Raw genomic sequence first — 20355 nt, forward strand, 5'->3', positions numbered from 1 at the left:
AGTGCTCACAGTTTTGACCATGAACCCGCTCAAGACATGTGAATTTTTTTGCGTATCTATCGCTTTATCGCATTACGTGGCCATAATGGACACACCCATAGGGCTGGACCGCAATGGTTGGATCAGGCCAGGGCGGGCGAATGGCGGAGAGGGAGTGCGTGAGATGACCAGCGAATTCATTGTCCCAACGACTGAAGACGGGATCGTCTCCAGTGATCTCTTGGACATGTCGGTAACCGTGCTCAAGACCTTGTCTGATCCGGCAAGACTTCAGATGCTCTGGGCGTTGTCCATGGAGGACCTATCTCTGTCTGATCTGGCCCAGTTGATTGGCGTCAGCCCAACGGTCGCCAGCCAGTTGCTGTCCAGGTTGCGGGCCGCGGGTGTGCTTCAAACTAGGAAATCCGGACGTCACGTAATTTACTCGATGCACGACGAGCGATCGCGGGAGTTCATCCGGCAGACCTTGGACTTCGCGAAGCATCGGCTTGATCTGCAGGATGTGCGCCTAGAGGAAGACCAATAAGCAACTGTAGAAATACGTGTCCAATGGAACGAGTGCAGCCACTTCCAGCCGCATTTCCGGTAAGCCGATAATCTACATTATGTAAAGTAGTGGAAATCTAGGCCTCCCCGATTCGGGTTTCAGTGCGCTATTCCCCTTGGCGACGTCAAAGTATCGTCGTAGTGTCTTCATATGCCACTCATCCGAAAGTTCGTGGACGATTCGTCGGGTTCGCTAGTTCTTCGATGGTGTTTCAACGTATCGGCTGACCGACTCTGGAATGTGCTGACTCGCTGCCAGACCTTGCCACTCTGGCTGGGTACCCACCGCGCTGGCAACCTTGCCGTGGGTTCGACTGTGAAAATCGAACATGCGGAAGGCTATATCTGCGAAAGCCTGATTGAGCGGATTGATCCAGCGACGGCCCTTGAGATGTCCTGGAAGTTTCCAGAAGAATCGGAATCGAAGGTTAGTTGGAATCTGCGGTCCGTCCCGATCGGAGCTGAACTCGTGCTCACCCACTCAAATATCAGCGTTGACGTCGCAACTTACTTGGCTGGGTGGGAAACGCATCTAACCTATCTGGAGTCCGTCTTGCTGGGAGCGCCGCGGTCGATGGATCAATTTTGGGATCTATATCGGGAGATATACGAGAGTTTGGGCGATTCGCCTGCACCTCTCCCCTAATCTTTTTGCCGACAGCTGGTTCCGATGTCTCTAGACTTTGCGGACGGTTCGCATGACCGTGCAGAAACACCACCTGGGACGAAGCTGATGCTCACCTCGCCTTCGCCGTGCAGGGCCGCGATTGGTGGTCTGCTGGTTTTACTCTCGGCCATCTCGGCGCTTTCTTCCTGGAGGGATAGGCGACGAGGCCAGTGCTCATCGGATTGATTCAACGATCGATTAATATTGTGTCTGGTGGCGTAATTGCCGCTCTGGTCGTGCAGGATGGGCATCCCCCATCCGCTCATTTCAATGACCCCAACGACGGTGCATCATTATATTCGAGATGTATTGCTTACAGTTTGGATTGCAATGTGGTGCTTTGTTTCGGCGTGAAGCGAACCATCACCAACATGCCAAGCAGCTCTACCAAGGTCTGGCTCACGACTACGGCAGAGGCTAATTCCAGCTCCGCCGGCAGGGCCAGGGCCAGTGGAAGCACTACCAGTGAATTTCGGGTGACGCCGCTGAATGTCGCGGCCCGCAGTGAGGCCATGGGTAGCTGGAAGAGTTTTCCTGCAGAGTATCCAAGGATGTTCATCAGGCCGATAAAAAGGACAAAAACAAGGATGGCCAGCGCCAATTGGGCAAAGCTGGACTGCACCGTGTAGATCTGCGAACCGACCACGCAAAACAGCGTTCCCATCATCAAGGGAACCATGAGGTAGTCGGCCCAATCGCCGATGCACTCCATCCGTGCAAAGCGCGTTGACAGTGCTTGGGTGAGTGCTGCTGCGAGCAAGGGAAGCGCAATGAGCCACAGCAACGCCATCAGGAAAGGCCCTGGAACGATCATGCTGATTGCAGAAGGGCCAGCAAACAAGTAGAGGTATGCCGGCACAAGCACCATCTGTAAAATCAGCAAAAGGGGTGTGGCGGCCAGCAGCCTTTGGCTGTCTCCCCCAGCTAAGCCGGTAAACACGATGACGTAGTCGATGCAGGGTGCCAGCAGGACCAGTAGAACCCCGAAGAGCAGAGGCTGTTCCCCCGCTACGAGACGCGATAAGCCGAAGGCCACGATCGGCACTACGACAAAGTTGATCGTGCACAGTGCACCCATGAACCGGATGTCCCGGAAGGCCTGGGGCAAACGTGTTAGCGGCATGCTCAGGAAAGTAGCGTAGAGCAGCAGACCCAGGATTGGATTGACCGTGAATTCAAGCGCCTTGCTGGCTGAAGGCAAAACCAGGCCGAAGACGCATCCGGCCGCGATCGCGGTGAGATAGAGAGCGATCTGGTGAGCTTGCATCCATGCATTGCCAGGCCACGTCTTCATGGGACTAATGCTAGAGCAGACCTTGCATCAGGAAGGAATGCCAGGGTATTTGTGGCGAGCCTTCATCAGGCACGCGTGTGTCTGAACCGAGATCGATCGAAACAGCACCAGATTATTCATGGTTCGCAGGGTAAACCTATGATGAGTACATGAAGGAATCTATTCGTATGTGGCCATTGTGGATGGCTGTCGACGTTGTTCTGATTGTTCTCTTCGCCCTGCTCGGCAGGCGTGAACATGAACATGCCTTGAGCTTTAGTGGCATCTTGATGACAGCCTTGCCGTTCTTGATCGCCTATGTGGTGATGACCTTGCTGTCCAGGCCATGGTTCACGATCAATAAGCTCTTCCCTGCAGGCGTACTGGTCTGGGTAGGGACCGTAGCAGCTGGGCTAGCGCTGCGCATCGCTTTTGGTTCCACCGCAGCTGTCCCATTCATTATCGTTGCTTCGCTGGTCCTGGGCCTGTTCTTGATGGGGCGTAGGCTGTTAACTTCGTTGGTGGCCAAGCGCTTAGATAAATAGCAGTCCAAGCCCGTAGGAACCTGCGGCAACAAGGCCGCTGGCGAAAGTCCCCAGGATGAACTGTTCAGCGGCGCGATGATCTTTCAGTTCCGAGAACCGCCCGAGACCCTTAACCGCCAGAACGACCGCAATGCCTTCTGGCCAACCAGCCCAGAGGCTTCCGACAATTGCTGTCCGTTCCAGAAGTCCGATCCAAAGTCCGCCACGAAGCGGTGAAGGGTCACACTCTTCCTTTTGGAGCTCGACGTCATTCTTGGCAGCAAGCCGGAAAGTCAGCTCCGTAAAAGGGCCGCCGAAACTAATGGCAAAGATGGAACTCAGGACGATAGCGTAAACCGGTGGAATCCCTTGCGTCTGCATCGATGTTTGGGAGACTGCAGCCAGCAGTGCCGAAAGCAGTGCGAACAAGCCAGAACCAACTACGAGCCAGTCACGAACGCGAGCTCGTTTGCCCATGGCATGACCGAAGTAGGCGGACATGCAAGAGACGAATGCCGCTAGGCAAAGACTCCCCCACGCGATCCAAAGCATTTACTGCTCCTTTAACATCTTGAGCTGACGGGTTAGCGATTTCGCAGCTTCATCCATCATCCGATTCGCTTCAAACCATAGTGCGGCCGACAGCCGAGAAGAGACGGCTTGCTGAGTGATTCCAAGTGCCTTGGCAATCTGTTGCTGGGTCATGCCCTCGTCAGCCAATGTGCCGGCTTCCCAAGCTGTGGCCCTTCGCTTGGAAACGATACAGGCAGTTAACTGGAGCTCAGCTTCCAGACGGGTGGCTTCATGCGATGGCCCGTGAACAGCGATATGTGCGTTGGTGTTCTTAGCGCGTTCCACGGCAACACGGGCATACTCAAAGGCCGGTCCTCGGCCAGCCCGGGTCTCTTCCGGCAACGGCGTTTCGACCTGTCCGAAACCAAGCCCAACGCTCCAGTCCCCTGACGCCGCCATCATCACTGCCAAGCGAATTGCTTCATTGGCATCATCCAAGACAGCCTGAACCTCATCGCCGGCGGTTCGCTGGAACGGCCGGACCACAGGGACGGTAGCATTAGCTTGCTTGACTAGTGCTTCCACCTTGTCTTCGGTGGATCGGGAACGTCGCTGGTCAATAGTCAAGACAATCATGGAACAATCATAAAACTTTGTATTCATATCTACAAATTAAAATTCTTGTACTGTGCTAAGTCTGGTGATGCAGCTATGCCTGCCATTCTCGGCTTTTCGACTACAGTTGATTCCAGATCAACCGCCTCTTGCCAGGCGGCAAGTTAGAACCGAAAGGCATAGTGATGGTCACCGCATTCGTCATGATCCAGACTGCAACTGACAGTATCCCCGAGTGCGCACAGCAGATCTCGGCAATCTCGGGCATCAGTGAAGTCTACTCCGTCGCAGGCGACTGGGACTTGATTGCCATTGCACGGGTCAACAAGCACGAGGATCTAGCCGAAGTCATCGCTAATAAGCTTTCCAAGATTCCTGGCATCCGCGGCACCCAGACCCACATCGCTTTCCGCGCTTATTCCGAGCATGACCTCGAAGCAGCTTTTTCCCTCGGTCTAGACGACTAAGCGGTATCGAAAACAAAGCCGGTCTTTGGTTCACTGATTGTAAAGTCGTGAACCAAAGACCGGCTTTGTCGCTGCCTGCAGGAGCTACTCCCCTACGATCGCCTGGGTCGTTGACGACCAAGCGTCCAGGGCGGACTTCGCCGCACCGGAATCGATCGAATGTGCTGCCTTTTCAATGGCGGCCCGCATGCGATCTTCGAAACTGCCCTCAGCAGTATCGCTGTAAGCAACCATTCCTGCGGCCGCGTTGAGGAGAACCGCGTCCCGAACAGGGCCGGTCGCTCCCGAGATGACATCGAGTACAACCCCTGCGTTGTGTTGCGCATCCCCACCGCGGAGATCATCGAGCGTCGCCCGGGCAAGTCCAACATCTTGGGCGTCGAACGTGAACTCGGTGACTTGGCCATTGCGCACTTCCCAGACTCGGTTGGCAGCAGTGGTCGTTAGTTCATCCAGTCCGTCGTCTCCGCGGAAGACCAGGCCGCGCACGCCACGGCTTGCAAGCACGCCAGCCATGATTGGTGCCATGACCAGGTCGGAGCATCCGATGGCGGATGCGGTTGGCAAGGCGGGATTGGTCAACGGGCCCATGAAGTTGAAGGCGGTAGGTATCCGCAATTGACGTCGTGCTCCGGCAACGTGGCGCATTGAGGGGTGAAAGACATTGGCGAAGCAGAACGCTATCCCAACCTTGTCGTACACCTCTACAAGGCGCTCGATTGGTACCTCAAGGCGGACCCCTAGTGCTTCGAGCACGTCGGCCGATCCTGAGGATGAAGAGGACGCGCGGTTGCCGTGCTTAACTATGCTCACGCCGGCACCAGCGCAGACCAACGTGGACATCGTGGAGATATTGACCGTGTTCTGGCGATCGCCGCCCGTGCCGACAATGTCCAAGGTTTGTGCGTCAATGGTCAATGGGCGCGCGTTGGCCACCATGGAGTCCACTAGGCCGGTCAATTCGGCCACGGTTTCGCCTTTGGAGCGCAGTGCAACCAGGAAGCCGGCGATCTGCACGTCGCTCGCCTCGCCGGACATGATCTCATTCATGGCCCAAGCGGCCTGTTCGCGGCTGAGATCGCTACCGTCGATCAGGGTGGCCAATAGATCTGGCCACGTCGGGAACTTTTCGTTTACAAGGCTCGTTGACACATGAGAAAGCCTATCGAGACACTGGCCGCGCCACCCAATTCATGTCGCTAAATGATGTGGCTCAAGTCGCTAAAATCGCCTAGTTTCCAAGGATAAATACGCAACACTTTCGTTGCATAAGTGATTGTTTCGTGAGACGCGCCGAATGAAGCTCTACGAATTGTAGAAAGAGTTTTCTCTGTACTTCCGCATGTTTCCGCGGATGTTGCCGTGGTGTGGCGCAACAAACCTCCGTGAACCCGCTTTTGCATTGGTATCTGAGGGCCATTTAGAGACATAATGTCAGTGTGACAACTGCGACTCATGCCCCAAATACGACGGCGCCACATGCGCCGAACCGCCCAAACATGGTGTCGGTGGGAACGATGGTGTGGCTCTCCAGCGAGCTCATGTTCTTCGCCGCCCTCTTCGCCATGTACTTCAGCCTCCGGGCTGCCGCGCCCGAACTATGGGCGACTGAAACTGCCAAGCTCAACGTGCCGTTCGCGCTGGCTAACACCATCATCCTGGTGTCCAGCTCGTTCTCCTGCCAGCTAGGCGTGTTCCGTGCCGAAGAATTCAAGCCTCGCCGCTCTGGCGGGCTGTTCAACTTCAAGGAATGGGGAATGATTGAATGGTTCATTCTCACCTTCATCCTTGGTGCGATCTTCGTTTCGGTCCAGGCCTACGAGTACGCTGTCCTCGTTAGCGAGGGCGTGGCCATCAACTCGAACTCCTACGCTTCGGCCTTCTACATTACGACCGGCTTCCACGGCATCCACGTCGCTGGTGGTCTGATCGCATTCTTGCTGATCATTGGTCGTGCGATGCTGGCTAAGAAGTTTGGTCACTTCGAAGCAACCGGCTCCATCGTGGTGTCCTACTACTGGCACTTCGTTGACGTTGTTTGGATCGCCCTGTTCGCGATCATCTACTTCTTGAAGTAGCAGCTTAAATTCATTAGTTGCCTCAACAAGAAGTACGGCAACACCACACCAAAGAAACTAAGTGAGGAACCAGCAAGTGAAGGCTCTTTCGAAAAAGCGCCGCCACCCGCTCGCCGCTGTGGCCCTGCTTCTGTTCGGATTGCTGATTACCGGCAGTCTCTACACTGCAGCCGGTAACATCAGCGAAGCGAAGGCAGCTGAGACCACTACTGCATCGCAGGCCGATGTAGAAGAAGGTCAGAAGCTTTTCATCGCCAACTGCGCTACTTGCCACGGCATGAATGCCCAAGGCTCCGATTCCGGTCCATCGCTGATTGGCGTTGGCGCGGCATCCGTGGACTTCCAGGTCGGCACCGGCCGCATGCCGATGCAGATGCAGGGACCACAGGCCCAGGTCAAGCCGGTGCAGTTCGACGACGAGCAGATCTCCCAGCTGGCAGCATACGTTGCAAGCCTGGGTGCAGGCCCAGCGATCCCTGATGAGGAATACTTGGATACCACCCAGGGCGACGCCGCCCTCGGTGGCACCCTCTTCCGTGTGAACTGCGCGATGTGCCACAACGCGGCTGCTGCCGGTGGTGCGCTGACCCGCGGCAAGTTCGCGCCAACCCTGACCGGTGTATCCGAAAAGCACATCTACGAAGCGATGGCTACCGGCCCGCAGAACATGCCAGTGTTCAACGACTCGAACATCACCCCAGAAGAGAAGCGTGATGTCATCACCTTCCTGAAGACCATTGAAGCCAATGGTTCCGCTGGCGGTGCAGCCCTGGGCTCCCTGGGTCCAGTTGCTGAAGGCCTGTTCACCTGGACCGCAGGTCTGGGTATCATCATTGCCTTCACCATTTGGTTGACCTCGCGTCCTTCCTAAGGCAAACCACGGCCACGGCCGTAACCATCACTACGTACATAAATTCCTAACAGAAGGATGAGAGAGAAACATGGGCGACCATAGTCACGGCAGTCCCGAAAACTCGGGCACCGTTGCTAAGGCTGACGATGTAGCTCCGGATCGTTTCCCAGATCCGGGCCTACCACCGCATCGTCCGCGTCTCGCAGACCGCGATCCGCGCGCAGCCAAGCGACATGAGCGTCAAGTAGCGCTCCTATTTACCATCTCCATCATCGGCACGCTCTTCTTCTTCGTGGCCTACTTCGTCCTGGGCCGCCTAGGCGAGATGACCTTCGCTGAACTGCGTGTGCAGAATGCTGCACTGGGACTGGGCACCGCCTTCGCGATGCTTGGTATCGGTGTGGGTATTGTCCACTGGGCCAAGACCCTGATGCCGGATCACGAGCTCATGGAAATGCGCCACGAGATCCGCTCGGAAGAAGATCGCCAGGATGCCGTCGAGATCATCGATACCGTTATCGAGGAATCCGGCATCAAGCGTCGTCCGCTGATCCGCAATACCCTGATCGGCGCCATTGCCTTGGCTCCAATCCCGGCAATCTTCATGTTCCGCGACCTGGATCGCACCGGAAACACCGCGAGCCAGATGATCGATTCCCTGCGCCACACCATGTGGGACAAGGGCGTCCGTCTGACCCGCGACCCATCCGGTACCCCGATCAAGGCTTCAGACGTGCAGATCGGTTCTGCTTTCCACGTGATCCCAGAAGGTCTGAACGAGGCCGAGCACCCGCTGAACGAAAAGGCCAAGGCCGTCGTTCTGCTGATGCGCATGGATCCAGCGGAAATGCAGATCTCCGAGGGGCGTGAAACCTGGAACGTCGACGGCATCGTCGCGTACTCCAAGATTTGCACCCACGTTGGTTGCCCGATTGCTCTGTACGAGCAGCACACCCACCACTTGCTGTGCCCATGCCACCAGTCGACCTTTGACCTGACGCAGGAATGCAAGGTCATCTTCGGCCCGGCTGGCCACGCACTGCCGCAGCTGCCAATCACCGTGGACTCCGAGGGCTACCTGGTCGCCCAGAGTGACTTCCACGAGCCAGTTGGCCCATCGTACTGGGAGCGTGGTTAATCATGGCTACTAACGAGTACCAAGCATCGACCGCTACCGGTCGCATCGCGAACTTCGTGGACTCCCGCGTAGGCGCGTCGGGCATCGTCAAGGAATTCGGTCGCAAGATCTTCCCTGACCACTGGTCGTTCATGTTCGGTGAAGTGGCGATGTACACCTTCGTGCTGCTGCTGCTCTCCGGCACCTTCCTGACCTTCTTCTTCGATCCGTCGATGGCGCACGTCATCTACAACGGTTCGTATGTACCGATGAAGGGCATCGGCATGTCGACGGCTATGGCCTCGACCATGGAGATCTCCTTCGACGTGCGCGGCGGCCTGTTCATGCGCCAGGTGCACCACTGGTCGGCACTGCTGTTTGTTGCTTCCCTCTCCGTGCACATGCTGCGCGTATTCTTCACCGGCGCATTCCGTCGCCCACGTGAACTGAACTGGGTTGTTGGCGGCGTGCTGCTGATCATGGGTCTGGCTGCCGGTTTCACCGGCTACTCCCTGCCGGATGACCTGCTGTCCGGTAACGGCCTGCGCATTATCGATGGCGTCATGAAGGCTCTGCCAATCGTGGGCACCTACCTGTCGATGTTCTTCTTCGGCGGAGAGTTCCCAGGCGATACGGTGATCCCGCGTCTGTACTCGCTGCACATCATGATCGTTCCTGCGATCATCATCCTGCTGATTGTGATCCACCTGTTCATGGTTGTGACTCATAAGCACACCCAGTACCCAGGCCCAGGCCGCACCAACGACAACGTTGTTGGCTTCCCTGTTGGCCCGGTCTACGCAGCGAAGGCCGGTGGATTCTTCTTCATCGTCTTCGGCATCGTGGCATTGATTGCTGGCCTGTTCCAGATCAACCCGGTATGGAACTACGGACCTTACGACCCATCCCCTGTTTCGGCTGGTACCCAGCCGGACTGGTACATCGGCTTCGTTGATGGCGCTCTGCGCCTGATGCCTGGTGTGCTTGGCAACTTCAGCTTCGAATGGATCATTCCATTCCCATGGGGCGACAACACCCTGGTGCTGTCCGTCCTGCTGCCAGCATTGGTTCCTGCCGGCGCACTGTTCGCAGTGATGTTCGCCTGGCCATGGATCGAACGCTGGGTCACCAAGGATGACCGCGAGCACCACCTGCTCGACCGTCCACGCAACGCTCCATTCCGTACGGCAATGGGCGCGGCAGGCGTAGTGTTCTACTGCGTCATGTGGGCTGCTGCCTCCTCCGACTTGATCGCGACCCACTTCCATGTGTCGCTGAACGATGTCACCTACTGGCTGCGTACGCTGTTCTTCCTGGGCCCAATCCTGGCCTTCTGGCTGACTCGCCGTATCTGCCTGTCGCTGCAGCGCAAGGATCGCGAGATCGTCCTGCACGGCCGCGAAGCCGGCATCATCCAGATGTCGCCTGAGGGTGGCTTCTCGGAGAAGCACGAGGAAATTGATGTCTACAAGCGTTACCTGCTGACCAACTACGTTGATCGCCAGTACATCCCGGCTCAGCCTGATGCAGCAGGACACGTCTCCGGTTCGGAGAAGCGTCGTGCGGCACTGTCGAAGTTCTTCTTCGAAGACCGCGTCGCCCCGGTAACCCCATCGGAGTTGGAAGCTGCTCATGCAGCCCACGGCCACCATGAGGTCGAAGGCGACAAGCAGGACTCGATCACTAAGTAATAGCGACTCGAGTTAGTCACAAAGGAAAGGGACACACCGCAAGGTGTGTCCCTCCCTTCGTTAACCCATCTTTCCTGCGGCCTTGTGTGCACCAGAGCTCCAGCCAATGCCGCGAACATGATCTCTCGGGGCCATCCACGGATCTCCCAGTCGATTAGAAGGGCTTCTGGCGCTGTGCCAGCATGCGACGCGGGGGCCAGCATGGGCTTGCTCCCCCGCCAGGTTCGCAAAAGGCGTTGGGTTACCGGGTGTGGCCAAGAACCTGCTGCGATGGTTGATTCAACCTGTGCGCGTAGGCTCCCTTGCTCTTCACCCGCGAGGAAGCGGAATGCCGTCTGCAGATGAATCTGGGAGGCCACCAGCCAGCCGCAATTCCGGATCGGAGCCGCTCACAACTGTGGCTGCCCGAGGTGGTTGCTGCCCAGACAATTGTCCAGCTCCAGGAAGCGATCTAGGACTATTCCCTTCAGCAGCCAACTTGCTGCGTCTCTCTCCTGACACACTTTCAAGTGATCAAGGCCGGCACCGGCGTTGGAATAGTTGATCAGGACCTAGAGATGGCGTTTTGGAGGTTGGTCTGTTGCCGTGGATGACGGTCGCCGCCGTGCTTGCACGGATAGGCCAGTGTGCAGTGGTGCTGCTGACCGTCAACGTGCAGTTCTGTTGGCCATCAGTGGGCATTATTCATGGCCGCTGTTGGGCAGAAACCAATTTCCTTGACACCCGAGTCGCAAGCCTAGGCTCAGAACGTGTCCGTGTAGCGTGGCGTGCGAGTACCGACTCGCTGCAGTGGAACGAACAGCTTGTAGCGGTCCGACCGGTAGAGCGAGACAGAATAGTCGGCCAGCCGATCGCCGATGTAGGCGTAGCGCGTGATCTGCAGGAGCGGGAAGCCGGGGTCTACGCCCAAGAGCACCGCTTGCCTCTTGCTGGCTGCAGTGCTTTCCACTTGATCCTCGCCCCATTCAAGCAAGATGCCGTAGCGCTCGTGCAAGGCTTGATATAGCTTGGACGGCGGCTCGCCGTCCACGAAACCCGGCACGAGATCAGCGGGCATATAGTTCTCGTCCAGGCTCATGGGAATGCCATCGGCGAGCAACAGGCGCTTGAACTGGACGACTGCTGTGCCCTCCTCCATCATCAGCTGCGCCGCAAGGCTGGCGTTCGCCTTGATCTCCGCGAATTCGAGTACGTGGGCATCGGGAACCATGCCGCGGCGCATCATGTCCTCGGAGTAGGAGTGCAGGCGGACACGGAGATCCAGTTTCTCGGGCACAACGAAGGTCCCAATTCCGACTACCCGCTTGAGCACCTGTTCATCGACCAGCGCGTCGATGGCTTGCCGGATGGTTTTGCGGGCCACGCCGAAGTGCTCAGCCAGCACGCGTTCGGGTGGCAGCTTGTAGCCAGGTTTGCAGGCTTCGCGCGCATGGGTCTTGAGAATCTCGCGGATCTGCCGGTACTTGCTTTGCTTGCTCTGCGGATCAAGGTGCGCCTGAACGTGTGGCTGCGGTGCGTGGCGCATGCTGCTTCTCCTCGAACTGGATATCCCGAAGGCCAATTGCCTTCGAAGAACTGTTATTAAAAGACTAACGGGGTGGCAAGCAAAAGTGCTTGCCACCCCGTCAGGGTTGCTGCTTAGTGAGCGTGATCGCCACGGCTGTATTCGTAAACCCAGCCGGTCACACCAACGACGGCCAAGCCGGCGCCGATGAAGAAGACCCACCAGCCGACAGCCAGGCCAAGGAAGCCAACAGCTGCCGCGGATGCCAGCACCAATGGCCACCAGCTCCATGGGGAGAACATTCCGATATCGCCGGCGTTCTCGTGGATTTCGCCATCCACACGGTCCTCCGGGCGGTTGCCAACGCGCTTAGCGGTGAACAGCAAGTAGCCGCCTACCATTGCCGAGAGTCCAACCAGCATGATCAAGGACAGCAATCCGACCCATTCTTCCCAGTTGGTCATGTAACCGTAGACAATTGCTACCGGGGTGAAGAAGAAGACGCCACCCAGGAAAATCCAGGATTCAACTTTCATCGTTATACGTCCTTCTGGTCGGCGGAGCCGAAGATCTTCGCAACCGGAGTTTCGGGGGTAACCCGTCCGCTCAGTTCCGGGTGGTGCAGATCCAGTGCTGGACGCTCCGAACGGATGCGAGGGATGGAGTGGAAGTTGTGACGTGGTGGAGGGCAAGAGGTTGCCCACTCCAGCGATGCGCCGAAGCCCCATGGATCGTCAACTTCAACCTTCTTGGCGTTTCGGTGGGTTACCCACACGTTCCAGAAGAATGGAATCATCGATGCACCCAGGATGAATGCGAAGACGGTCGATACCTGGTTCATGGTGGTGAAGCCATCTTCAGGCAGGTAGTCGGCGTAGCGACGTGGCATGCCCATGACGCCCAGCCAGTGCTGGATCAGGAAAGTGCCGTGGAAGCCGATGAACAGCAACCAGAAGTGGATCTTGCCAAGGCGCTCGTTGAGCATCTTGCCGGTCCACTTTGGCCACCAGAAGTAGAAGCCAGCGAACATCGCGAACACGACGGTACCGAAGACCACGTAGTGGAAGTGGGCCACAACGAAGTAGGTATCCGATACGTGGAAGTCCAGGGACGGAGCCGACAGGATGATGCCGGTCAGGCCGCCGAACAGGAAGGTGATCATGAAGCCCATGCTCCAGAGCATGGGGGTTTCGAAGGTGATCGAGCCGCGCCACAGGGTACCGATCCAGTTGAAGAACTTCACACCGGTTGGAACTGCGATCAGCATGGTCATGAAGCCGAAGAATGGCAGCGCAACCGAGCCGGTGACGTACATGTGGTGTGCCCACACGGAAACCGACAGGGCGGCAATTGCGATGGTCGCGAAGACCAGGCCCTTGTAGCCGAAGATCGGCTTGCGGGAGAACACTGGGAAGATCTCAGATACGATGCCGAAGAACGGCAAGGCAATGATGTATACCTCAGGGTGGCCGAAGAACCAGAACAGGTGCTGCCAGAGTATGGCACCGCCATTGTCCGGATCGAAGATGTGAGCGCCGAAGCGGCGGTCTGCACCCAGTGCGAACAGGGCAGCTGCCAGCGGCGGGAAGGCCATCAGGACCAGCAACGAGGTGATCAGGGTGTTCCACGAGAAGATCGACATGCGCCACATGGTCATGCCAGGCGCGCGCAGGCAGATGATGGTGGTGATGAAGTTGACGGCGCCAAGGATGGTACCGAAGCCCGACAGTGCAAGGCCGAAGACCCAGAGGTCGCCGCCGATGCCTGGCGAGAAGGTGGTGTTCGACAGCGGTGCGTACGCGAACCAACCGAAGCTCGCTGCACCCTGAGGGGTGAGGTAGCCGGCCAGGGCGATAATCGAGCCCAGCGAGAAGAACCAGAATGCCAAGGCGTTCAGACGTGGGAAGGCCACATCCGGCGAGCCGATCTGCAGAGGCATCATGACGTTGGCGAAACCAGCGAACAGCGGGGTTGCGAACATCAGGAGCATGACGGTGCCGTGCATGGTGAACAGCTGGTTGTACTGTTCCTTGGTCTGCAGGATCTGCATGCCTGGTTCGAACAGCTCTGCACGAATCAGCAGCGCCATCAGGCCGCCGATGCAGAACAGGATGAACGAGCTGATCAGGTACATGTACCCGATCTTCTTGTGGTCGGTCGAAGTGATGTAGTCGACGAACAGACGACCCTTAGACTTCGGCACTACGGCTGGGGCAATCGACTTTACGTCGTCAGTCGCATATTCAAACGTTGTCATGATTACTCTCCTTCCCCGCGCTCTACTACTACGCCGTTTACAGCATTTGGCTGACGGTCGTATTCTTCACCAATGTGGCCATCTTCCATCTTCGCCAGCTGAGCCTTGAACTCGGACTCGCTGACAACCTCGACGTTGAAGAGCATCTCCGAGTGGTACTCGCCGCAAAGCTCGGCGCACTTGCCGTCGTAGCTGCCTTCAACCTGCGGAGTCAGGTAGATGTAGTTGGTCTTGCCTGGGATCATGTCCAGCTTCTGCAAGAAGGCTGGGACCCAGAAGGAGTGGATGACATCGCGGCTATTGAGCTCAAGGGTTACCGACTTGCCTGCTGGCAGGTACAAGGTTGGCAGTTCTTCGCGAACGCCTTCCGAGCCATCGGTGTTCAAGTGAGCCTGTTCGCCGGCAAAGTACTTCTCGGTGCCCTGGTAGCTGTAGTTGAAGTCCCAGGCCCATTGCTTGGCTCGGACGTCCACTACAACCTCAGAATCAACAGGAGCGTTGATCTGCTTTACCAGGTTGTTGTTGAAGCTAAAGAAGACTAGAACAAGGACCAAAGGAATGGCCGTGTAGAAGATCTCCAATGGCAGGTTGTAGCTCAGCTGACGCGGGTAACCCGTATCGTTCTTGCGGCGACGGTAGGCAATGACGCACCAGAGCATCAATCCCCAGGTCAATACGCCGATGACAATAACAGCGATCCACGAGTTAACCCAGAAATCCTGGATTGCCCCGGTGTGGTTGGTGGTATCGCGCTCCACGTTTGGGAGCCAACCGCGTTTTGCCTCCGCTGTACATCCCGTCAACAGCAATGCGCCAGTGCCGACTAAAGCCAGTACTTTGGCTTTAGCGGACCCGCGACTGCCGGTTCGGTCTTGCGAACTCACAGACGGCCCTTCCTCTTTGTTGGTGCAGAATGTGGTCTTCATAAGTCACCTCGTGGTTTAAACGAGTTGCACGGTGAGGTGGCTCACGAAGGGAAACATAGTTTTACTACTTAGTGTAGAGCTTACCCTCTTTGGGGTCAGAATGCCGAAAAACGCCGCTGTTCTAACGAGAAATTTCTTCAACGTTTGAACAGCGGCGTTAGTTCCCTACGGCCTAGTGGAAGGAATCTCCACACGCGCAGGAGCCGGATGCGGCGGGGTTGTCGATGGTGAAGCCCTGCTTCGAGATGGTGTCCTCGAAATCAATGGATGCGCCAGCAAGATAAGGCACGCTCATCTTGTCGACGATGACTTCAACGCCGTCGAAGTCGCGCACAGCGTCGCCTTCGAGCATGCGCTCATCGAAATAAAGCTGGTAGATCAGGCCCGAGCAGCCTCCTGGCTGCACTGCGATGCGGAGACGAAGATCATCCCGACCTTCCTGCTCCAGAAGCGAGCGAACCTTGGCCGCTGCCACGTCGGAAATTTCTACCTCGTGGGTTGGAACCTCGGTTGGGTCGCCCTTGGTCTGGTCAACAGATGCAGTCATGATTTTCCTCCCATACTGCTCGATGCGGTACCAAGCCCCAGATTTGTTCTGGAGCTGGCACCTCTGTTCTTGCTTCTATCCTACGTCGCTACGCTGAAGATTTCTCCCCTTGCGTCTCTCCGTATGACACGCTTCATAGTCCCTCGGCGTTGATCCTTGCCAGCATCAGTGCTTCAGCCTCAATGGCGTGCTGGAAGTCGCCCAGGTGCAGCGACTCGTTGGCTGAATGCGCGCGCGAATCAGGATCCTCGACGCCAGTGACGAGAATCTGGGCCTGCGGGAAGACTTCCAGCAAATCTGCAATGAATGGAATTGATCCACCCAGCCCCATATTCACTGGTACAACACCCCAAGCTTGTTCCAGTGCCCAGCGCGCAGTGTCATTAGCTGAAGCATCCAAATCGGCCTTGTAGGCGTTGCCCGCTTCCGTAGCCACAAATTCAACTTCGGCGCCACGCAGGTCAATGCTCTTGACATGTGATTCAAGGGCCTTGAGCGCATCGGCCGGGTCCTGCCCTGGCGCCAGCCGCATCGATACCTTGAGGCGAGTTGCCGGCAGCAAGGTATTCGATGAGTGGTCAACGCTTGGGATATCCATTCCAATCACGCTCAGTGCTGGTTTATTCCATAAGCGGTCGGTGATTTTCCCGGATCCAGCGAGCTGGAAGGAATCCAGTACGCCGGAATCCTTGCGGAACTCGGCTTCATCGAAATCGACTTCGGCAGCGTCGTTGGCGACCAATCCCGCAACGGCCACGGAGCCATCGTCATTGTGGAAACTGGAAATCAGCTTGGCAGCCAGGATGGGGCCATCGAGAACTGGGCCGCCGAACATGCCAGAATGGACCGCATGGTTCAGCGAGCGGACGGTTATCTCTGCCGCGCACATGCCGCGCAATGAACTGGTCAGCGCCGGAGTTCCAACTGACCAGTTGGACGAGTCGGCAACGACGATAACGTCTGCCGCCAGCTTTTCCTGATGCGCTTCCAAGAAGTTGCGGAAGGATGGGGAGCCTGCTTCTTCTTCGCCTTCGAAGAAGTAGGTTACGCCAACGCCGAAGTCGCTGACGAGATCCAGCACGGCGCGCATCGCAGCGATGTGCACCATGATGCCCGCCTTGTCGTCGGCGGCGCCGCGTCCGAACAGCCGGTCCCCTACCCTCGTGGCTTCGAAAACCGGGGTATTCCAGTCTGCCTCGTTGCCTGGGGGCTGGACGTCGTGGTGCGCGTAGAGCAGCACGGTCGGCTTCCCGGGGGCCGCCTTGCGCTGCGCGACAACGGCAGGTGCGCCCATAGCGCCATTCTGCGCTGGTTCGCGCAGGATTTCCACGGTCTCCATGCCAGCCGACTTCGCCAATTCGGCAGCGGCAGCAGCTGATTTTTCCAGGTTCTGCGGGTCGAAGGATTCCCATGCGATGCTTGGGATCGCGACCAGGGAGGTGAGCTCTTCGAGGATCTTCTCGAAGTTCGTTTCGATGTGGCTCTTGAGCGCGGCAATATCGACACCGTTAGCAGCGGCGTCCAAGGTAGTATTTTCGGTCATGTCTTCAGCCTAGCAATTCCACGGGTATCGAATGTCACGCCGTTGTCGAATCCCGGCTAAGATGGAGGGGTGTTTGGACGTAAGAAGGATGAACCTCAATCCCCCGTAAATGTGGAGCCTGCTCAGCAGGCCCCGGAATCCACCGACGGCCGCAAGACCGGTCCAACGCCCAAGCGCAGTGCGCAGCAGGCGAACCGGCAACGCCCGTTGGTTCCTACTGATCGCAAGGCCGCGAAAGAGGCTGAACGTCAACGACGCATCGAAGCCCAGAACCGTTTACGCTTGGCGAACGAAACTGGCGATGAACGCTACCTGATGCCGCGCGATAAGGGCGAGCAGAAGCGCTACACCCGGAATTTCATTGACTCCCGCTGGATGTTCGGCGAGTTCATGATGTTCATCATCCTGGCCTTCTTGGTCATCTCGCTGGTATTCCAGAGCAATCTGCAGGTCCAGATGTTCGTGCAGCTGGCCCTGTGGGTCGTGATCGCATTGATCATCGTCGAGGCCATCGTGACTTCCATAATCTTGAAGAAGCGCTTGACTGCCAAGTTCGGCCACATGGAGAAGGGCGTACGCATGTACGCTGCGATGCGCGGCATGCAGTTCCGCAAATTGCGCCTGCCGAAGCCGCAGGTCAAGCGCGGCGAAATTATCGACTAGTCGATCCAGCTAGACCACTGAGGGGCAAGCTCGCATGAGCTTGCCCCTTTTCTAATCGAATTCCTCCATGTGGTACAGGGTTATAACTTTGTGAAAGTGAATACAAGAAGAATGGAGATCTTCATCTACCGGGCAATTCCAGCAGGAAATTTTCTATACAGCCTTGTATCTGGAGGTGAGTCTCGTGCTTGTGGACGCGGATACAAGGATTCCTGGAGCCTGTCGCTCTAAATTGCCAGCTTCTCCCCTGCCTCCCTGGCTCTGGATTCACCACGTGCTCGAGATAGCACACGAGGTCATTGTCGGGCCAGCTTCGCAGTAGCTGAACGAGCTTAAAGCTGTACGGCCCCGATTGTGAAAATCGAGGCCGTACCAGAGTGATGATGGGCTTGCACGACCAACGCTCTAGAGCATGCGCTCCAGATCCTTGTTGATGGAACGTGCCCAGAACGGACCCTCGTAGAGGAATGCCGTGTAGCCCTGCACCAAGTCCGCGCCCGCGTCCAGGCGTTCCTTCACATCCGTGGCATTTTCCACGCCGCCGACGGAAATCAACGCCATTTCGGCAGGAACGAATGAACGCAGCTGGCGAAGAACCTCAAGCGATCGCTGCTTGAGCGGAGCCCCTGATAGTCCGCCGGCACCAATTTCTTCAACTTTGGCGGCATCGCTATTCAAGTTCTCACGACCGATAGTCGTGTTGGTGGCAATGATGCCATCGAGTTCAAGTTCGATGGCCAAGCGCGCGACATCGGCAACGTCCTCATCGCTCAAGTCGGGAGCGATCTTAACCAGCAGCGGGATGTGCCGGCCTGCAACCTTGTCAGCCAGCTGGCCAACTTCCGAAAGCAGCGGGCGAAGAGAATCGACGCTCTGCAGCAGGCGAAGTCCTGGGGTGTTCGGGCTTGAAACGTTCACCACCAGGTAATCCGCGTGGATCGCCAGCTGGCGAGTGGACGACAGGTAATCCGCGACCGCATCCTCCAACTCCACGACCTTGGTCTTGCCGATATTCACGCCAATCACCGGACGGGTTCCAGCGTAATCAGACTTGAGCTCCTGGCGGGCACCGGCGACGCGGGCAGCCACGCGCTCGGCACCTTCATTGTTGAAGCCCATGCGGTTGATAACCGCGCGGTCGTCAACCAGACGGAAAAGCCTTGGTTGCGGATTGCCGGGCTGGGCCTGTCCGGTAACCGTTCCGATTTCAACATGGCCGAAACCTATGTCGCTCAACGCCAAGATGCCGGTGGCTCCCTTGTCGAAACCGGCAGCCAATCCAAATGGCGATGGGAAGTCGATACCCATGACGGTGCGATTCAGTTTGGGTGCCGGGGCGAAGAATTTGCGTGCTGCCTTGGTGAGCCCTGCACGTTGCGCAATCTTGATCGCGTTGAAGGCAAAATGGTGAGCCTGTTCAGGATCCATCTTGGTGAAGACGTGCTTGAAGACCAGTGGGTATATGCGCATAGACCCATTTTCCCGCGAAGAGGCCGAAACAGACAACTTGAGGTGGGTAGTATTCAAGATATGAAGCACTTCGTCGTCCCAGAAAGCAGCAACTGGCCCGACTTCATGTCTTCCACCTGCCCGGGGCAATGGGTTGAAGATCCGCTGGGGCCCGATTTCGAGCACCAAACCCTGGATTTCGGAACCGATGCCGAAGGCCCGGCGGTGGCAACGCTGATTCGGTACCGCCCGGCAGGATTCCGGCAACGTCTCGGGCGCAAGGCGCAGGGAATCGTGCTGAGCGTGCACGGCTGGAGCGACTATTTCTACAACCGTGAACTGGCTGCTTTCTGGCATCATCACGGATACCACTTTTACGCACTGGATCTGCGCAGGCATGGTCGCAGCTTGAGAGCAGAACATGCCTTGCCCGGATACGTTGACGACTTGGCGGACTTCGACGAAGAGCTTGAAGCGACTTTGGAACTGCTGCGCAAGGAGCATCCGGGCCTGCCAGTAGTGGCCCAAGGGCACTCGACCGGCGGACTGATTCATAGCTTATGGATTGCCCGCCGGCAACCAGAGATCAAGGCTCTGGTGCTGAATGCTCCATGGCTCGAATTCCAGGGAACAGCCTTCTTGCGCATTCCCATTCATGGCCTGATGGAAGCGATCACCCGCACGAATCCGCGCCGGAAGCTCAGCGGGCCAGAATTCGACCATTACTGGCAATCACTGAGTACCGACAGCCACGGCCAGTGGGATGTTCATCGACTGTGGCGGCCAAGAGTCGCTTTTCCGAATACCGCGGGATGGCTGAAAACGATCTTCGATGGCCATGCACTAGTAGCCAAAGGGCTGAAACTCCAGCAGCCGATCTTCGTGCTCACCTCGGACCGGACCCACATCGGCACGACCTACTCCCCCGATATGCAGCATTGCGATTCGGTACTGGACGTTCAGCAGACTCGCCTGCGGGCGATGAAGCTGGGCAGTTTCGTCACCCTGTCCGAAATTCCCGGAGCAATGCACGATGTGTTCACCTCCGCTGAACCGGCCAGAGCCGCGGCGTATCGCGACTTGAGCCTTTGGCTGCGGATGGTGGGCACAGCGCGCTGAACG

21 protein-coding genes are annotated in these 20355 nt (G+C 57.3%); 10 read left to right on the forward strand and 11 right to left on the reverse strand.

The window, feature by feature from the left end; all coding sequences use genetic code 11:
• Positions 1-163 precede the first annotated feature (163 nt).
• A complete protein-coding gene (locus JOE62_RS09445) occupies positions 164-526 on the forward strand; it encodes an ArsR/SmtB family transcription factor (protein ID WP_204722122.1) in 363 nt (120 codons plus the stop codon).
• 171 nt (positions 527-697) lie between these two features.
• Positions 698-1192: an SRPBCC domain-containing protein gene (locus JOE62_RS16775; RefSeq protein ID WP_204722124.1), complete on the forward strand. Its 495-nt coding sequence runs from the start codon at positions 698-700 to the stop codon at positions 1190-1192.
• Positions 1193-1526: 334 nt separating this feature from the next.
• Here the strand turns inward: JOE62_RS16775 and JOE62_RS09455 are convergent, their stop codons facing one another.
• The gene (locus tag JOE62_RS09455) at positions 1527-2507 is read right to left on the reverse strand and encodes an arsenic resistance protein (RefSeq protein ID WP_204722127.1); all 981 of its coding nucleotides are present in this window, start codon (positions 2505-2507) and stop codon (positions 1527-1529) included.
• A 149-nt stretch (positions 2508-2656) separates the two neighbouring features.
• On the opposite strand from JOE62_RS09455, the gene JOE62_RS09460 reads away from it, so the two are divergent.
• The gene (locus JOE62_RS09460; protein WP_038991071.1) at positions 2657-3031 is read left to right on the forward strand and encodes a DUF3054 domain-containing protein; all 375 of its coding nucleotides are present in this window, start codon (positions 2657-2659) and stop codon (positions 3029-3031) included.
• Here the strand turns inward: JOE62_RS09460 and JOE62_RS09465 are convergent.
• Positions 3020-3562, reverse strand: a complete 543-nt coding sequence (locus JOE62_RS09465) for a hypothetical protein (protein WP_204722129.1) — start codon at positions 3560-3562, stop codon at positions 3020-3022. The genes JOE62_RS09460 and JOE62_RS09465 overlap by 12 nt on opposite strands.
• Positions 3563-4186, reverse strand: coding sequence for a sigma factor-like helix-turn-helix DNA-binding protein (locus JOE62_RS09470; RefSeq protein ID WP_239543321.1), 624 nt, complete (start codon positions 4184-4186; stop codon positions 3563-3565).
• A gap of 137 nt (positions 4187-4323) precedes the next feature.
• Between JOE62_RS09470 and JOE62_RS09475 the strand changes: the two genes are divergently transcribed.
• Complete coding sequence (locus JOE62_RS09475; RefSeq protein ID WP_066138340.1) at positions 4324-4605, forward strand: Lrp/AsnC family transcriptional regulator; 282 nt, start codon at positions 4324-4326, stop codon at positions 4603-4605.
• Between the two features lie 84 nt (positions 4606-4689).
• Here the strand turns inward: JOE62_RS09475 and trpD are convergent, their stop codons facing one another.
• Entirely contained in the window at positions 4690-5757 is a 1068-nt protein-coding gene (trpD, locus tag JOE62_RS09480) for an anthranilate phosphoribosyltransferase (protein ID WP_204722131.1), read from the reverse strand.
• Between the two features lie 287 nt (positions 5758-6044).
• Between trpD and ctaE the strand changes: the two genes are divergently transcribed.
• From ctaE to qcrB, 4 genes are all read left to right on the forward strand, one after another.
• Positions 6045-6683, forward strand: coding sequence for an aa3-type cytochrome oxidase subunit III (ctaE, locus tag JOE62_RS09485; protein ID WP_038991074.1), 639 nt, complete (start codon positions 6045-6047; stop codon positions 6681-6683).
• 76 nt (positions 6684-6759) lie between these two features.
• Positions 6760-7554 (forward strand): cytochrome bc1 complex diheme cytochrome c subunit, encoded by a 795-nt coding sequence (qcrC, locus tag JOE62_RS09490; RefSeq protein ID WP_038991075.1) that lies wholly within the window; start codon positions 6760-6762, stop codon positions 7552-7554.
• Between the two features lie 70 nt (positions 7555-7624).
• Positions 7625-8674, forward strand: a complete 1050-nt coding sequence (qcrA, locus tag JOE62_RS09495) for a cytochrome bc1 complex Rieske iron-sulfur subunit (protein WP_038991076.1) — start codon at positions 7625-7627, stop codon at positions 8672-8674.
• Positions 8675-8676: 2 nt separating this feature from the next.
• Positions 8677-10344: a cytochrome bc1 complex cytochrome b subunit gene (gene qcrB / locus JOE62_RS09500; protein ID WP_038991077.1), complete on the forward strand. Its 1668-nt coding sequence runs from the start codon at positions 8677-8679 to the stop codon at positions 10342-10344.
• Between the two features lie 742 nt (positions 10345-11086).
• On the opposite strand, the gene JOE62_RS09505 is transcribed toward qcrB, so the two are convergent.
• The 6 genes from JOE62_RS09505 to JOE62_RS09530 all read right to left on the reverse strand — a co-directional run bounded on the left by JOE62_RS09505 (position 11087) and on the right by JOE62_RS09530 (position 17121).
• Positions 11087-11869 carry a GntR family transcriptional regulator gene (locus JOE62_RS09505; protein ID WP_204722133.1) on the reverse strand — a complete coding sequence of 261 codons (783 nt, stop codon included), beginning with the start codon at positions 11867-11869 and terminating at the stop codon, positions 11087-11089.
• 113 nt (positions 11870-11982) lie between these two features.
• Positions 11983-12384: a cytochrome c oxidase subunit 4 gene (locus tag JOE62_RS09510; RefSeq protein WP_204722135.1), complete on the reverse strand. Its 402-nt coding sequence runs from the start codon at positions 12382-12384 to the stop codon at positions 11983-11985.
• A 2-nt stretch (positions 12385-12386) separates the two neighbouring features.
• Positions 12387-14105 (reverse strand): aa3-type cytochrome oxidase subunit I, encoded by a 1719-nt coding sequence (ctaD, locus tag JOE62_RS09515; protein WP_204722137.1) that lies wholly within the window; start codon positions 14103-14105, stop codon positions 12387-12389.
• Positions 14106-14107: 2 nt separating this feature from the next.
• Positions 14108-14989, reverse strand: a complete 882-nt coding sequence (ctaC, locus tag JOE62_RS09520) for an aa3-type cytochrome oxidase subunit II (protein ID WP_204722139.1) — start codon at positions 14987-14989, stop codon at positions 14108-14110.
• 214 nt (positions 14990-15203) lie between these two features.
• The gene (locus JOE62_RS09525) at positions 15204-15578 is read right to left on the reverse strand and encodes a HesB/IscA family protein (RefSeq protein WP_038991082.1); all 375 of its coding nucleotides are present in this window, start codon (positions 15576-15578) and stop codon (positions 15204-15206) included.
• Between the two features lie 133 nt (positions 15579-15711).
• On the reverse strand, positions 15712-17121 hold the full coding sequence (locus JOE62_RS09530) for a M20/M25/M40 family metallo-hydrolase (RefSeq protein WP_204722141.1): 1410 nt from the start codon (positions 17119-17121) through the stop codon (positions 15712-15714).
• Between the two features lie 69 nt (positions 17122-17190).
• Here JOE62_RS09530 and JOE62_RS09535 point away from each other — a divergent pair, with 69 nt between their 5' ends.
• Positions 17191-17784, forward strand: a complete 594-nt coding sequence (locus JOE62_RS09535) for a DUF3043 domain-containing protein (protein ID WP_038991084.1) — start codon at positions 17191-17193, stop codon at positions 17782-17784.
• A gap of 405 nt (positions 17785-18189) precedes the next feature.
• On the opposite strand, the gene JOE62_RS09540 is transcribed toward JOE62_RS09535, so the two are convergent.
• Positions 18190-19254: a quinone-dependent dihydroorotate dehydrogenase gene (locus tag JOE62_RS09540; protein ID WP_204722143.1), complete on the reverse strand. Its 1065-nt coding sequence runs from the start codon at positions 19252-19254 to the stop codon at positions 18190-18192.
• A 60-nt stretch (positions 19255-19314) separates the two neighbouring features.
• Here JOE62_RS09540 and JOE62_RS09545 point away from each other — a divergent pair, with 60 nt between their 5' ends.
• A complete protein-coding gene (locus JOE62_RS09545; RefSeq protein ID WP_204722145.1) occupies positions 19315-20352 on the forward strand; it encodes an alpha/beta hydrolase in 1038 nt (345 codons plus the stop codon).
• Positions 20353-20355 lie beyond the last annotated feature (3 nt).

The organism is Glutamicibacter nicotianae (assembly GCF_016907615.1).
In the GTDB taxonomy this organism is placed as follows: Bacteria; Actinomycetota; Actinomycetes; order Actinomycetales; family Micrococcaceae; genus Glutamicibacter; species Glutamicibacter nicotianae.

Coding starts and splice junctions, on each gene's coding strand:
- JOE62_RS09545 (WP_204722145.1), top strand. CDS start 19,315: ATGAAGCACTTCGTCGTCCCAGAAAGCAGCAACTGGCCCGACTTCATG.
- JOE62_RS09525 (WP_038991082.1), bottom strand. CDS start 15,578: ATGACTGCATCTGTTGACCAGACCAAGGGCGACCCAACCGAGGTTCCA.
- JOE62_RS09465 (WP_204722129.1), bottom strand. CDS start 3,562: ATGCTTTGGATCGCGTGGGGGAGTCTTTGCCTAGCGGCATTCGTCTCT.
- JOE62_RS09470 (WP_239543321.1), bottom strand. CDS start 4,186: ATGAATACAAAGTTTTATGATTGTTCCATGATTGTCTTGACTATTGAC.
- JOE62_RS09445 (WP_204722122.1), top strand. CDS start 164: ATGACCAGCGAATTCATTGTCCCAACGACTGAAGACGGGATCGTCTCC.
- qcrB (WP_038991077.1), top strand. CDS start 8,677: ATGGCTACTAACGAGTACCAAGCATCGACCGCTACCGGTCGCATCGCG.
- JOE62_RS09460 (WP_038991071.1), top strand. CDS start 2,657: ATGAAGGAATCTATTCGTATGTGGCCATTGTGGATGGCTGTCGACGTT.
- JOE62_RS09540 (WP_204722143.1), bottom strand. CDS start 19,254: ATGCGCATATACCCACTGGTCTTCAAGCACGTCTTCACCAAGATGGAT.
- JOE62_RS09510 (WP_204722135.1), bottom strand. CDS start 12,384: ATGAAAGTTGAATCCTGGATTTTCCTGGGTGGCGTCTTCTTCTTCACC.
- JOE62_RS09455 (WP_204722127.1), bottom strand. CDS start 2,507: ATGAAGACGTGGCCTGGCAATGCATGGATGCAAGCTCACCAGATCGCT.
- JOE62_RS09475 (WP_066138340.1), top strand. CDS start 4,324: ATGGTCACCGCATTCGTCATGATCCAGACTGCAACTGACAGTATCCCC.
- qcrA (WP_038991076.1), top strand. CDS start 7,625: ATGGGCGACCATAGTCACGGCAGTCCCGAAAACTCGGGCACCGTTGCT.
- ctaD (WP_204722137.1), bottom strand. CDS start 14,105: ATGACAACGTTTGAATATGCGACTGACGACGTAAAGTCGATTGCCCCA.
- JOE62_RS16775 (WP_204722124.1), top strand. CDS start 698: ATGCCACTCATCCGAAAGTTCGTGGACGATTCGTCGGGTTCGCTAGTT.
- JOE62_RS09530 (WP_204722141.1), bottom strand. CDS start 17,121: ATGACCGAAAATACTACCTTGGACGCCGCTGCTAACGGTGTCGATATT.
- JOE62_RS09505 (WP_204722133.1), bottom strand. CDS start 11,869: ATGCGCCACGCACCGCAGCCACACGTTCAGGCGCACCTTGATCCGCAG.